Source organism: Pseudoalteromonas sp. 20-92, assembly GCF_030847595.1.
Lineage (GTDB): Bacteria > Pseudomonadota > Gammaproteobacteria > Enterobacterales > Alteromonadaceae > Pseudoalteromonas > Pseudoalteromonas fuliginea.
The window spans coordinates 1-15,240 of the sequence record NZ_JANJGQ010000018.1; the positions used below are offsets into that span (position 1 = coordinate 1).

Below are 15,240 nucleotides of genomic sequence, written 5' to 3' on the forward strand. Positions count from 1 at the left end.
TTAGCGTGTGCAAGCTCTATAATTGATTGATTAAGCCCATTTAACTGCGCTGTTGTTTGGCTTAGGTTTTGCGCTGCGGCAACACGCACCGACTTTAATTTGTCGGTTAATAGTTGTTTGTAGCTTTTTAAGCGCTCTGCTTCGGGCAGTAAAAAACCTACTCTAGCAATCGCCAAGCGAATAAGCGGAAGCGGTGAATTAACCCAACTTTTTACTGTGGCATCGTTTAGCTCAGCCCCTGAATTGCCTAAATAAGCAATCGCACTGGCGCGATCTATTTCGTTTAACGAAAAGTCATTAATTAAGCGTATATGTGCATTTTGCGATATGGCTTTTAATGAGCGCAACTCAAGCATACTGTGCTCGCTTGCACTTAATGCCGATGCTTTACCATGCCATTTTTCAAGCGTGCTTGCTGCCCATTCATTTGTTTGACCGTCGTGGCATTGCACACAGGCATTGGGTGTATCGTATTTTATTGATATATCAGGGCGAGGAATTTTAAAGCTATGGTCGCGCCTGTCATCAACGCCCATGTATCTGTTGGTTGGCATATGACAGCTAACACATTGTGCACCGGTTGATTGTTCTTTATGACGATGATGCTCGGGTTTGTTGTATTCACTGGCACTGTGACACTGCAAGCATAGCCCATTCGTTTTTGTTTTTACTTTCATAGTGTGTTTATCGTGGCAGTCAACGCAGTTAACACCGGCTTTGTACATTTTACTTTGTGTAAAAGAGCTAAACACATACACTTCTTCTTTAATTTGACCATCGGCGTGATACAAATTAGGTTCTAAAAATGAAGGACTAAATTGGTCCAAAAATGCTTGGCTGTTATCAAAACCATCAGTAAGCGGGCTTCTAAGCGAGTGGCACGCATAACAGCCTTGCATAAAGCTGTTATCGCGGGGTTCACCTTGCCAAGTAGCAATTTTATTATCGCCAATTATTTTCCACTGCGACATATTGGTCGGGCTTGTTTGAGCTGTCTTTATGATTTTTTTAGTTTTATGTTCATCCTTTATATCGCTGTGGCAAGATTTACAGCCTACATTTATATTTGAAAAGTGCGTATCAAAGCGCTCTTTTTCACTGTTGAAATTACGTTTTAAATTATCTGAGTGGCAATCGGCGCACATGCCGTTCCAATTTTGCAGAGGTTGCAGCCAATGAAGGCGGTCGTTTGGTTTTACATCCTCGTTAGCGTAGTTGGCATACCATCGTTTGCCGCCTTTGTTTTTAGGGCGGCTATCCCATGCAAAAGGAAATACTTGGTACTTACCTTTTTCAACTTCAATTAAATACTGTTGCAGCGGGTCAAAGCCAAATACATAACTTACGGCGTACGTTTTTTTAGTGCCTTGCTCGGTTAAATCAACTAAAAAGGCATCATTTTCTTTATAAAATTCGGCTTTTTGGGAAAAGTGGGTCGTCGTTACATTATTAAAATCCCCAAGCACGGTATCTTTATTGGCTAAAGCCATTGAACTGGCATGGTCTGATTGTTTCCAATCGCTGGTTTGTTTTTGATGACAAGATTGGCATTCATCGTTTGCAATAGCTGAAAAACAGCTGCATAAAAAAGAATAGCAAAGAGGCTCTTTATTATATTTATCATTTTGGACTCGATCCATAGTCTTTATTTATATTAGCAAGTATTAAATTCTCGCTTGAGATTTATTCATGTATTTCATTGCAATCAACAGAGCTTGTCTTGGTAATAGCTGAAAAGTGACACTCGCCGTTATCAAGCCCTGTATAACTAAAATAGATATTTTTAAGTGAAACTTTATAATATTAGTGGTTTTATTTGCATATTTATTGGTGCTTTAAATCCTGATCACACTTGCAACCCTTATCAAATACTCTATTCCTCGTGATTTGAAATAGTACGACCCTTAATCTTAATTAGTTCGAATTGGAGATTTATATTGACCATTGATAAAAGCATGATTGTCAACCGTTAACAATAACAAAAAGACATCAAATATTAAACTTCATTAGCATTAATATTTAAGAGTAATTAGATGTTAGATAACACAGCGATGCAGCTTTATAAGTTATTAAGTTACATCGATATAATGACCTTAGGCATAAACGCTAATAGTCGGGTATAGCTGACTAAATTGTAAAATTCATTTTTGTATATAAGTGAGACATAACTAAGGTCATAACTTCACTGGTCGTTGACATTTTTGAGTGTCATCGTCGAGTAATTGCTTGTTTCATTGAGGGGAGTATTTTGCAAAAATCGTCGACATCGACATCGAAAACTAATTCAACAGTTTTAATCATGCCTGTTCCTTGTTTATCCAATCGTTCTTGAGCGAAAGTTCGGAACTCGGGACAGGCACTTAGTTCAATTTCTTAAACAAGATTCAGCTTAGTTAATTTATTACTACTGACTTTAAATTCGATTTGCAGTGGCGTTGATTAAGCATAAAGTTTATTTCATCACTTGATATTATGTTTTACGGCTTTAATTGCTGCGGCGCTATCTTGTGCTTTTAGTGCTTCTAAAATAGCGCGATGCTCGTTTACACATTCAGAGCTTGAGGTGATGCGTTTATAATTTAAACGCATACGCATGACATACGGGTACCAAATATTAACTAACTCTTCACCACCCGCTTGATAAATTAAGTATTGGTGAAATGAGATATCGATTTTAGTTACTTCGGTGTAATCTTCGCGATCAAGGGCATCTTCTAGAGATGCTAAGATACCTTCAAGTTCTGCAATGTTTTGATCAGTTAAATTACCGTTTAATTCAGTGATTGCATACTCTTCTATGCTGCGGCGAAGTTTAATCATTAAACGTTGTAACTTAGGCTCTAGTACGCTGTTGACTGATGCACCGCAATTGTTTCGCGAAATCAACAGACCTTCTTTTGTTAATTGCAAAATCACATCTCGAATTGGACCTCTGGAGAGACCAAAGCGCTCAGCCAGCTCTTTTTCATTTAACTTAGTTTGTGGTGGCATTTCACCAGAGATTATATCTGAACGTAATTGTTCAGCGATTTGATCTTTTACAGACAAAATTTTTGTTGCTCTGTTACCAGCCATATTTATTCCTAGATTTAATTTACTTTATGTGACCTTAGCTGCGGTTAAAAAATAGTCGTTATTCGAGTTAAGATCATGTACTTATCTCAGTGTATATAAAAAAAAAGGAATGGTCTATTGTTAACACATTACAACAGACCAATAAATGTACAATTAAATGATGAATGTGCAATTATTTTTTAAATCGTCGCTCATACATAGACTCATTCATCGCTTTAGCGGCTTCAATCATTTCAATGTAGGGTCTATCAGTGACACTTATAAAGCCTACGTTATAATTTTCGCCATCGTAAGCTCTGCCTGTAATCGGAGAATCTATATACTGAAACCAATGAGCACCTATAAAGTAGGGGTTGTCGATCACTGAGTTCATATAATCGGTATACATATTTGCTCTGTCTTGTTGATTAGCAGCATGTATTAACCCAGGATGAAATAATCCTGAATCAGATGAACCAACATGAAACTCACCAATTATAGCGGGTTTGTCAAATTGTGATAAAAACGCCCACTTGTCATCCCTTAGGCCTTCTTTGTATGCGTTAAAACTTATTACATCAACATATTTAGCCGAGGCTTTAACAACTTCTATAGGCATGCCCCAATCAGGAAAACGCGCACCTAAATACATATGATTTGGTAGGTATTTATCCATAGCGGCATTTACCACACTAAAGTACTTATCAGCATAGGCGGTGAGTAATATAGAAAAATCGACAAGCTGCTCTTCATTTTTTATATCAATCGTTACACCTTTGTCAAACTCAGCCCATGAGGCTAAGTTTAAGTGCCATACCTTATTAAGTTCAGCGACATCAGTATATTTTTCTTTCATTAAGCGAGAAAATTCAGCTTTAGTAGGCACTGTTTTAGCATCACGGCCTAATGTGTTTATTACAATACCATAATGGCTTTTAACAGAATCAGGGCGGCCAAAGCTTTTTTCGTTATCAATGAATACACCTACTGCCCAAGGCGAATTTTTAACTTCTTTTGCAACAACACTAACGGTTTCGTTAGCACGCACTGTAAATTCAGGGTCGAATACATCCGGCATGGCTCCCCAAAAATCGTTGCCGCTTGATACGGTTTTAAAATCACCTATAATCCAACCATTGGCAAAATAGGGCACTTTTTGATTATCGTAGTAGCTCGGATCTGTCCAGTTGCCTAATGAACTAAAGCCCCATGTAATCATTCTATCGAGGGTAACTTCTCGCCATTTTTGCATGTAATCTGCATTATTTTGACCATATTTGCGTTCTAAATTAGCAGCGTAGAAGCTATATGTTTCACCGTGTTCTAACGGACCCGAATGCGCACTTTTACGATAGCCAAAATGTTTACCGAGTGTATCGCTATAATCAGGTAGCCATTCAAATAAATTTTTACGCACTTGTGACGCTACAAAGCGGCTTTTAAGCGCTTCTTTATTTACTTGGTTTAAACCTTTTGAATCCTCAGGTGTTACACCTGCATCAGCTGGTTTAGCTAACAACGCTTGATCAAAATCGTAACCCGTCAGTGTTGTTGAGTTTGCAAGACGAATAATATCAATGCCAGTTGCAAGATATAAATAGCCATCAGGGTCGACTAATGACCATTTATCATTGTATTTAGCCGTTCTAAAATAACCAGTCGCTTCTAATTTTGGACCTTCTGCCCAGCCACCAAAGCGTGAGCGATTAGTAGGGCGTTTAGAAAGTAACTGTGTTGCTTCTTGTTTTTTGTCGCTCAATAGCTCGGCTTCTGAATGTACTTTCCCTGCAAATTCTTGTTTTGCATTTTGGCCAAATTCATCAACAATTTTGGTTAAAAAAGCGGTATTAAATTGAGGGTTTTTACGAAGTGAAATAGATTTTATTGCCAGCTCTTTGTCATGTAATGTACTTTGCACGCTAATTGCTATTTTAGCGATGCCTTTTAAGTTGAGATTTTTTTTACCCCACATAGAAATAAACTGTACCTCATCAGACTCCCACGTATCTGGGTTAGAGCGAAGACCAGAAGTAAAGTTAAGTTCTACATTTTCTTTGCCATCGGGCGTTGCAAGGTCGTGGCCGTCAAGTTTTGCGTAATACGTGTTGTATCCACCTACCGGCACATTAACGCTACGCGTATAGTTAGCACCGTCAATATCGGAGATATCTAAATAAATTTGTACAGAGTGTGTTCCCGGGTTTGCCAATTCAAAGGCAAGATTGAAATCATTAAATTCACTCCAATCCCAAGGTTTTTCCGGTGAAAAAACAATACTAGCGTACGAGTTTTTCTTAGATTGAAACTGTACATTTAAAACCGAGTTTTCATTTTTTACTATAGCGGAATTACTTTGGTAATCAACAGACGTCGCTGTATGGTGAGTGTCATCTGCAAATAAATACATTAATGTATTAGTAGATTTAATCTGTACGGCATCTGTTGTGGGGCGAGCAACTTTAACGTCTTCTTGATTACAGGCACTTAACGCAAGCAAGAGCGATGTGAGGAGTATGTTCTTTTTATATGTCATTGCTGTTTAACCTTTAATTACAATTTAACATACCATACATTAAAAAAACAAATTTGAAAATTGTTAACAATGTGCAATTTTGGCTTTTTAGAATATACACCAGTAAGGTAATGATTTTATTTAATTATTTTTTTATATTTATTACAAAACAAATGAACATAAAGTAACGTTCTTTAAAATATAGGTTGCAAGTATATTAATTTTAAAATACTCTCGAAATCACACCCATGGTTAATTGTTAACAATATATGATTTGGTACAACCCCTTACTTTATTCTCTACATAAAGTAACACACAATAACAACAAAGTTGGATTGAAGTATGAATGGTAGTAAACGTAATGTGTTTTTCTTTGCATTTATTGTCGCCTTTGGTGGCTTTATATTTGGATTAGACGCTGCTCTTATTTCAGGTACGGTTCGTTTTGTATCGGCAGAATTCAATTTATCAGACATTCAAATTGGCACAGTCGTGAGTGCGCCTGGTTTTGGTGTGCTATTTGCTTTAGTCATTACCGGTTACATATGCAATATGTTTGGCCGAAAAAATACTTTAATAGGCATTGCGTTTATATACATACTGTCGGCAATTGCATCGGTTTTAGCGCCAAGTTACGAGCTATTAGTTGCTGCTCGTTTTATAGGTGGATTAGCATTCACGTCTTTATCGGTCGCTGCTATGTATATAGGTGAAGTTGCACCGTCTAAGTACCGTGGTAAATTAGTGTCTATGATTCAAATAAATATTGTTGTTGGATTATCCGCAGCGTATTTTGCTAACTACTTACTTGTTGATTTAGCTCACAGTAATTTTGAGTGGGTAACACAGTGGAATGTGCAAGATAATTTATGGCGCTGGATGCTAGGCGTTGAGATTGTTCCTGCTGTTTTATGGTTTTTATTATTATTTACTATTCCTCAAAGCCCGCGTTGGTTAGTTATGAAAGGCAACGAAACACGCGCTATAACTATCTTGCATCGTTTAAATAAAAATACTGAATTGGCCCAAGAGCAACTTAAGAGTATTAAAGAGAGCTTGGTTGATTACAGCGAAACAGGTGGGTATTTTTCTTCATTTAAACAACTACTCGAAAGTCGTGTTCGCGCCGCTGTCATTATTGCTTTTACTATTGCTATTGTGCAGCAAGTGACGGGGATTAACGCCATAATGTTTTATGCTCCAACGGTGTTTGAACAACTGGGAGTCGGCACTGATGCGGCTTTTCTTAACGCTGTTTTAATTGGTTTAGTCAGTATTGTATTTACTGTGGTAGCTATTGCTTTGATAGATAAGTTAGGGCGCAGACCCCTTGTTATTTGGGGATTAGCAGCTGCAACACTTAGTTTGTTTATGTGTTATTTAGGCTTTAGCCAGGCAGAATATAGTTTGTCGGCTGAGGATATAGCCTCATTTTCAGCGTTAAATTCTATTACAGGACTGGAGCACATAATTGGTACTGTGTATCACAGTGATATTGAATTTAAGCAAGCACTAGCGAGCGTACTTACTGCTTCGCAACAGCAATTATTTGAAAGCGATTTAATTTCACGCGCAGCAACTATAAACGCGCCACTTATATCATTTGGTATAGCGGGCTTTATTGCAGCCTTTCACTTTTCGATTGGGCCAATTATGTGGGTGATATTTTCTGAAATATTCCCGACTCGTATTCGAGGTGTGGCCATTCCTACCTTCGCATTTATTGCCAGTGTAATTAGCTATTTTGTTCAGCAGTTTTTCCCATGGCAGCTAAGTAATTTAGGCGCTGCAAACATCTTTTTACTTTATACCGTATCGGGTGTTGCCGGCTTTGCATTGCTATTTAAGTTTATGCCAGAGACTAAAAATAAATCGATAGAAGAAATTGAAGTCTACCTAGAAGGCCTACACACTAAAAAAGTACAGGAGGGTGTGTGAGTACTTTACTCGCTATTGGCGAATGTATGGTCGAGCTAGTACCAACAGGTATTAGCGAATGTAAGCAGTCTTTTGCGGGCGATACTTACAATGCTCTTGTGTATGCAAAGCGTTTTGCAAACACACTAAATTGCGCGCTATTTACAGCTGTAGGTAGCGACGTACTGAGTGCCAATATGCTCAAATGTTGGCAACAAGAAGGTATTAGCACGCAAAACGTGATTACAACAGCAGACTATAACGTGGGTATTTACGCTATTTCAACGGATGCTGATGGTGAGCGAAGCTTTGATTATTGGCGTAATCAATCAGCAGCGAAGCATATGATGAGTTTATATACTCAAAAGCCATTTAATTTAGGTTTGAAAGAATCAGACTGGGTGTTTTTCAGTGGCATTAGTTTAGGTATTTTAGATGATGAATCTAAACAAAGTTTACTCACATTATTAGCTGATTTTAAAAAACAAGGCTGCACAATTGCGTTCGACCCTAATTATCGCGCGCGTATGTGGCAATCAAAAAGCCACGCTATTGAATGGCTAGAGCGTGCTTATGCGCTTAGTAATGTAGTTTTACCAGGTCTTGATGATCACCGTGTGTTATTCGGTCATTCAAGCAGTGCAGAGATTGTTAAGTACTGTACACAATTTGATATCGACGAAATTGTTATTAAAGCTGGTAGTGCCGGGATGCAGGTTTATTGCAAAGATGATCTTAAAGCGTCATGTCCGTTTACACCCGCTGCAAAGCAAGTTGACAGTACAGCGGCAGGTGACTCATTTGCGGGAACCTACTTAGCCGCCAGAATGTGTGCCCAAAACCCTCAAAATGCATTAGAAATGGCTGACAGTGTTGCCTCACAAGTTGTGCAGCATCAAGGCGCGATTTTACCTCTTGACGTATACCAGTCGCTAAATATAAGCCTAGGTAAGTAAGGAATTAACATGTCTGATAAAAAATTAAGTTTAGCAAGTAAGCGTGCAATAGAGCGTGGCTACGATAAATATGGCCCGCAGTGGCTGACAGAATTTGATGTAGAACCTTTGCTGGGTGATTTTGCCTATGAAGAAGGGGTTATACGTCGCGATCCTTCATCTGTTTTATACATTGATGGTGTTTATCATTGTTGGTACACCAAAGGTGAGGGAGAAACAGTTGGTTTTAATACACAAGACTCAAGTGCAAAAGTGTTTCCTTGGGATTTAACGCAAGTTTGGCATGCAACGTCAAAAGATAGCATAACGTGGCAAGAACAAGGGATCGCTGTGAGTCGAGGCGACGCTGGTAACTATGACGATCGCGCTATTTTTACCCCTGAAGTATTCGCGCATCAAGGTAAGTATTACTTGGTGTATCAAACGGTACAAACACCGTACACCAATCGCCAATATGAGCATATTGCCATAGCGCATTGCGATACCCCTTTTGGTCCTTGGATTAAATCACCTGAACCTATTGTTAGCCCAAGTAAAGATGGTCAATGGCACGGTGATGAAGATAATCGCTTTGCAGTAACAACTAAAGGTAGTTTTGATAGCCATAAAGTACACGATCCATGTTTAGTATTTTTTAATAACAAATTTTACTTGTATTACAAAGGTGAGACCCAAGGTGAGGGAATGAACTTTGGTGGTCGTGAAATCAAACACGGTGTTGCTATTGCTGATGATGTATTAGGACCTTATGTTAAATCGCCTTACAACCCTATTTCTAATAGCGGTCATGAGGTCGTTGTTTGGAATTACAAAGGTGGTATTGCTAGTTTGCTAACAACCGATGGCCCTGAAAAAAATACTATTCAATTTGCTCAGGACGGTATTAATTTTGAAATTATGGCGCATATAAAAGGCGGTCCAGAAGCAATTGGCTTATATAGACCTGCACAAGGGTTTGATCAAAACCCAGCGCCAGGCATTAGTTGGGGCTTGTGCCATAAATACGATGCCAGTTGGAACTGGAACTATATTTGTCGTTTTACTCCTCGTAAGCAAGTGCTCGACGCCGGTACCTTTCAAAACAGTAACTAGGGAAAGTAAACAATGAGTGAGCAACAAAATCAATTTGACCCGACAGAGCATCCACATCGGCGTTTAAACCCATTATTAAATGAATATGTGTTGGTGTCGCCACACAGGGCTAAACGACCATGGCAAGGTCAAGAAGAAAGTGTAGATATTGAGGTTAAACCAGAATACGACAAAAGCTGTTTTTTATGTAAAGGCAATACGCGTATTAACGGCGAAGTAAATCCAGATTACAAAAACACCTTTGTGTTTACTAATGACTTTGCCGCCTTGCGTGAAGGTGTGCCTGATGTGGAGCAAACCGATCCCCTATTTAGCATGCATACAGAGCGTGGCACTGCGCGTGTTATTTGTTTTTCGCCTAATCATGCAAAAACACTACCAGAGCTCAGTGTTTCGCAAATTACAAATGTAGTAAGCACATGGCAAGAGCAATGCCAAGAGTTATCAAAAACTTACAACTGGGTTCAGGTATTTGAAAATAAAGGCGCTGTAATGGGATGCTCTAACCCGCATCCACATGGTCAAATTTGGGCACAAAATAAATTACCGAGTTTGGTTGCACGTAAACATACAAACCTTAGTAACTATTATAAACAGTATGGCAGTAGTTTATTGCTCGATTACGCAAAACGTGAGATGGAATTAAATGAACGCGTAGTATGTGTAAACGATGATTGGCTTGTGGTTGTTCCTTATTGGGCTGCATGGCCATTTGAAACACTGCTATTACCTCGGTTTGCGGTTACTCAAATGATAGAGCTGACAGACGCTCAACAAAGTACTCTAGCTGAAATTATTAAAAATATAACGACTCGTTACGATAACTTATTTCAGTGCTCGTTCCCTTACTCTATGGGCTGGCATGGCGCGCCTTATGATGGTCAAAGCCACTTATTTTGGCAATTACATGCGCAGTTTTTACCGCCATTACTACGATCAGCCAGTGTTAAAAAATTTATGGTTGGTTACGAAATGATGGCCGAAGCACAGCGTGATATAACACCCGAGCAAGCTGCCACTATTTTGAAGAAACAATCACTAACGCATTATAAAGAGAACACTAAATGAATGTTGAACAAAGCGCACGGTTAGCTTTTTTAAACCACTTTGGACGCGATGCCGACTTTGTTGTCAAAGCCCCTGGGCGTGTTAATTTAATTGGTGAGCACACCGATTACAATGACGGTTTTGTACTGCCTTGTGCCATTGAATACGCTACTTACATTGCAGTGTCACCTCGAACTGACGATGTAGTAAATGTACTTGCACTTGATTGCGATAACCAAACCGACAACTTTTTAGTAAATAAACCGCTTAATAGCCACAGTACGCAAACGTGGAGTAATTATGTTCGCGGCGTAGTTGATGAACTGCAAAAACGAAATCATCAACTCAGTGGCTGCGACATATGCATCACAGGTAATGTCCCGCAAGGAGCTGGTCTTAGCTCATCGGCTGCACTTGAGGTAGGTATTGCTTATGCGTTTAATCATTTATGTGAATTGTTTATTGAACGTAAAGAGATTGCAAAAATAGCACAAGCAGCAGAGAACAACTTTGTAGGGTGTAACTGTGGAATTATGGATCAGCTTATATCGGCGTGTGGTACACAAGGTAAAGCACTAGGGATAGATTGCCGCTCACTTGATTTAGTGGAAGTGAGCATTGACCCTGCTATGACCATTTTAATGATTAATTCCAACGTTAAACGCGGCTTACTCGATAGCGAGTATAACCTTCGACGCGAGCAATGCTATAGCGGCGCTAAAGCTTTTTCAAAGTCAAGTTTACGTGAGGTGAGTATTGAGGAGTATGAATCGCAAAAACATATGCTAAATAAAGACGTTGCTAAACGTGTAGAGCACATTGTTTATGAAAATCTCCGCACCCTTGAAGCTATGCAGGCTTTTACTCATAACGACATAACGAAACTTAGTACATTAATGGCTCAAAGCCATGGCTCTATGCGTGATTTATTTGAAATAACTACACCGCAAATAGACACATTGGTGGATATTATTAGCCAAGTAATACAAAACAATGGTGGTGTAAGAATGACTGGTGGAGGCTTTGGCGGGTGTGTCGTCGCATTTGTACCCAATATACTGGTAAAAGATGTTATTGCTGCTGTTGAGTCGCAATACGAGCGTTTAACAGGCTTGAAAGAGTCTATTTATACCAGCTTACCGTCTGCTGGTGTATCACTCATAAGAACGTGAGGAAAATTCAATGAAAAAAGTACTGGTTACGGGAGGCGCAGGCTATATAGGTAGCCACACTGTTTTAAGCTTATTAAAAGATGGCTATAACGTTGTTGTGATTGACGATTTAAGTAACTCGAGTCGTGAATCGTTAACTCGTGTTGAAGCTTTAGCGCAACGTAAAGTTGAATTTATTCATGCCAGTTTACTTGATTACGATAAGTTATGCGCCGCATTTACAACGCATCAGTTTGATTCGGTCATTCATTTTGCAGGTTTAAAGGCGGTGGGGGAGTCAATAGAAAAACCACTTGAGTATTATTATACCAACTTGGTGTCTACCTTAAATTTATGCCAATGCATGCTTAAATATAATGTTAATAAACTCGTGTTTAGCTCATCAGCTACAGTTTATGGGCAAGGGGCATCAGTGCCTTATACCGAAAACTTACCTCTAGGGCGTGCAGCAAGCCCGTATGGGCAAACAAAAGTAATGATTGAGCAAATACTACAAGAAATAGTAGCGTCAAATACTGGTTTGCAAGTAGCAAGCTTACGCTACTTTAACCCTATTGGCGCAGATATTAGCGGCCAAATAGGGGAAGATCCATTAGGTATTCCAAATAATTTAATGCCCTTTATAGCTCAGGTAGCGGTAGGTAAACGTGACAAATTAGCTATTTTTGGAGGCGATTACCCTACTGAAGACGGTACATGTGAGCGGGACTATATACACGTTAGTGATTTAGCCAAGGGTCATATTAAAGCGCTTAAATGGCTTGGCGAGCAACACCATAGCTTATATGAAGCATTTAACTTAGGCACTGGCACTCCTTATTCTGTGCTTGGTATCGTAAAAGCATTTATTGAGTATACCGGAGTTGATATTAACTTTGACATTGTAAAGCGCCGCGATGGCGACTTAGCTGCTTTTTGGGCCGATTCATCTAAAGCCAAGGCTATTTTAGGCTGGCAATGTAAATACACCCTTGCAGACATGATGAAAGACACGTGGCGCTGGCAAAGCAATAACCCTAATGGCTACCCAAATGTATAACCTCCTTATGTAAAAACACTGTCTACACAAGGCGTCCTAATTCACACACAATAATAAAGGTGATTAAAATGAAACGCAGAAGTTTTTTAAAGCTCAGCGCCGGCCTACTAAGTTCAAGTATGCTCTGTGGTTGCAGCGGTTTATTTGCATCATACCGAGGTGACTTAACCTCAACTGCACCATTAGATAATACGAATTTAAGCAAGCAAGTGTGGCTCGGTAAGCATTTTTGGGGGAACAGACTCCAAGACTGGCAACGCATAGGTAATGAGCTTTTATGTACTCGAGAAGAAAAAGATTTTGAAGCGCGTACCGTATCGTTACTCACCAGGCAGCTTAATAGCTCTTTACAAAGTGGGCGTATAAAAGCCACCGTACGCAATTTAACGCCGAACGAAAAAGGCTTTTGTGGATTTTTATTAGGGATTGGTAAAGGTGAGCTAACAGCTAAAGGTGCTGCTTTAGCGCAGCGAGCTGGTGGCGAAAATGGCGGAATAATTGCGGCCTTTGACAGTTTAGGTAAATTATCATTTAGACAGTTTGATGATGAAAGCAAAGCCCTTGATTTTACTATTATTAATCGTACTCCATTTAATATACAACAATATAAAAGCGGCGATAAAATAACACTCGATTGCCATTTAGACCCAATAGATGCAAACCATTTTGATATTCGTCTTGTGGCAAGTAACACAAATACTGCCCAGGAGTTAGGATTTGCAGTACTTCACAAAGTCCCCGCAGATCAACTGCAAGGAGGTATTTCGTTATTAAGCTCCTCAGAGCCTTTTGTAGCAGGTGCTCGTTGGGGGTTTAGTGATATTGAAACCGGTGGAGGTAAAATAACTCTAAATAATGCCAATACCTTAGGCCCCGTTATGGGGTGTATGTATAGTGTTAATCAGCAGGTACTCAAGTTATCTTGTCAGTTAATGCCTATTAATATTAAAGAATTTTCACGCGTAGAGCTGCAATATAAGTTTGAAAACCAATCCGATTGGCAGCATGCAGGCACAGCAAAAATTGAAGATGGTTTTGTAGCAAGGTTTAGATTAAGTAATTGGGATTATTTAAAACAAGCTCAATACAGAATTGTTAACCCACAAAAGCCTGATGACACTTTATATTCTGGAACTATTGCTAAGGACCCACAAAGTAGTAAAGAATTTACGATTGCATTGTACTCTTGTATTATTCCTACTTCTAAAAGCTTAGACAACACACATTACACACGCCTTATTAGTAGCGAGCGCGATTTAGGACGTTACACCAAAGACAATATTTTATTTCCTCACACTGAACTTGTAGAAAATGCTAATTACCATAACCCTGATATGTATGTCTTTTGTGGCGATCAGTACTACGAAACATACCCGACTCGCTATGGTCGCCACACCAAAGATGCCAAACTAGATACCTTATATAAATGGTACTTATGGTACTGGGCGTTTGCCGATAGTATGAAAGATAAGCCTACACTTGTTTTAGTTGATGACCATGATGTGCTGCAAGGTAACTTGTGGGGCGATGGTGGCGATCACTCCGATATGCTAAAAGAAGAAGATGGCGGTTATAAGTGGGACAAAGACCTTGTTAGAATGATCTACCGTATGCAAAATGGGCATAATCCGGACCCTTACGATCCCACACCGATAAAATATGATATTCCGGTTAGTTATGCTGCATTTGAATATGGCGGTATTAGTTTTGCGATGGTTGAGGATCGTAAATTTAAAACGCCACCTGATTACAAAGCAAATAAACTTGCCACAACGGGGGAGTTATTAGGCAAACGCCAAGAAGCCTTTCTAAAAAATTGGCAAAGCATGCATCCAGGAAAACCAAAAATATGTATTACAGCCTCAATGTGGGGGTCGCCTCAAACCGATGAAAATGGTAAAGGACTCATTGATTACGATTCTAATGGCTATCCAGCGGATGGGCGTACACGCGCAGTAAAATTAGTAAGTGATGCTAATGCATTAGTAATTGCGGGAGATCAACACCTCGGATTGCTTGCCTATCAAGGAATCAATACTTTTGATGATGGTAGCTTGTTTTTTGCAGGCCCAGCTAGCGCAGCATTTTGGCAGCGATGGTTTGAACCCCACGCACCTTTACCAAATCAGCGAAACAACGACAAAAACACCGGTGATTTTACAGACACGTTTGGCAATAAAATGCGAGTTCTAGCGGCAGCTAACCCAAAAGTTACGCATAAAGTTTTTGCTAAACAAAATACAACGTGGGGTAAGTTTTTAGCTGACAGAAACTTAAAAAGTGAAGGTTATGGGATTATTAAAATAAACCATGCAAAAAAATATTATCAATTAGAGTGCTGGGAGTGGAATACAGATCCATCAACAGAAAAGCAGTTTACTGGTTGGCCGTATATAAAAGAATTTTGATTAGGCTAGAACTATTGACGATAAACTCTGTGTAAATATTTAC

General features: G+C 39.3%; 10 protein-coding genes. 7 read left to right on the forward strand and 3 right to left on the reverse strand.

Annotated features, from left to right (window positions below; translation table 11 throughout):
- The 3 genes from NRL14_RS14485 to NRL14_RS14495 form a co-directional block, all read right to left on the reverse strand.
- Window positions 1-1,640: multiheme c-type cytochrome (locus NRL14_RS14485; protein ID WP_306724975.1), on the reverse strand; the 1,640-nt coding region annotated here is incomplete at its 3' end.
- Window positions 1,641-2,460: 820 nt separating this feature from the next.
- Window positions 2,461-3,075, reverse strand: coding sequence for a GntR family transcriptional regulator (locus NRL14_RS14490; protein ID WP_138682030.1), 615 nt, complete (start codon window positions 3,073-3,075; stop codon window positions 2,461-2,463).
- Window positions 3,076-3,247: 172 nt separating this feature from the next.
- Complete coding sequence (locus NRL14_RS14495; RefSeq protein ID WP_306724976.1) at window positions 3,248-5,587, reverse strand: agarase; 2,340 nt, start codon at window positions 5,585-5,587, stop codon at window positions 3,248-3,250.
- A gap of 321 nt (window positions 5,588-5,908) precedes the next feature.
- Between NRL14_RS14495 and NRL14_RS14500 the strand changes: the two genes are divergently transcribed.
- The 7 genes from NRL14_RS14500 to NRL14_RS14530 all read left to right on the forward strand — a co-directional run bounded on the left by NRL14_RS14500 (window position 5,909) and on the right by NRL14_RS14530 (window position 15,197).
- Window positions 5,909-7,504 (forward strand): MFS transporter, encoded by a 1,596-nt coding sequence (locus NRL14_RS14500; protein ID WP_306724977.1) that lies wholly within the window; start codon window positions 5,909-5,911, stop codon window positions 7,502-7,504.
- Window positions 7,501-8,439: a sugar kinase gene (locus NRL14_RS14505; RefSeq protein ID WP_306724978.1), complete on the forward strand. Its 939-nt coding sequence runs from the start codon at window positions 7,501-7,503 to the stop codon at window positions 8,437-8,439. Before NRL14_RS14500 ends, NRL14_RS14505 begins: the two co-directional genes overlap by 4 nt.
- A 9-nt stretch (window positions 8,440-8,448) precedes the next feature.
- Complete coding sequence (locus NRL14_RS14510; RefSeq protein ID WP_306724979.1) at window positions 8,449-9,531, forward strand: glycosyl hydrolase; 1,083 nt, start codon at window positions 8,449-8,451, stop codon at window positions 9,529-9,531.
- A 12-nt stretch (window positions 9,532-9,543) separates the two neighbouring features.
- Complete coding sequence (locus tag NRL14_RS14515; RefSeq protein ID WP_306724980.1) at window positions 9,544-10,599, forward strand: UDP-glucose--hexose-1-phosphate uridylyltransferase; 1,056 nt, start codon at window positions 9,544-9,546, stop codon at window positions 10,597-10,599.
- A complete protein-coding gene (gene galK, locus NRL14_RS14520; RefSeq protein WP_149605594.1) occupies window positions 10,596-11,750 on the forward strand; it encodes a galactokinase in 1,155 nt (384 codons plus the stop codon). Before NRL14_RS14515 ends, galK begins: the two co-directional genes overlap by 4 nt.
- A 10-nt stretch (window positions 11,751-11,760) precedes the next feature.
- Window positions 11,761-12,789, forward strand: a complete 1,029-nt coding sequence (galE, locus tag NRL14_RS14525) for a UDP-glucose 4-epimerase GalE (RefSeq protein WP_306724981.1) — start codon at window positions 11,761-11,763, stop codon at window positions 12,787-12,789.
- Between the two features lie 68 nt (window positions 12,790-12,857).
- Window positions 12,858-15,197, forward strand: a complete 2,340-nt coding sequence (locus NRL14_RS14530) for an alkaline phosphatase D family protein (RefSeq protein ID WP_306724982.1) — start codon at window positions 12,858-12,860, stop codon at window positions 15,195-15,197.
- Window positions 15,198-15,240 lie beyond the last annotated feature (43 nt).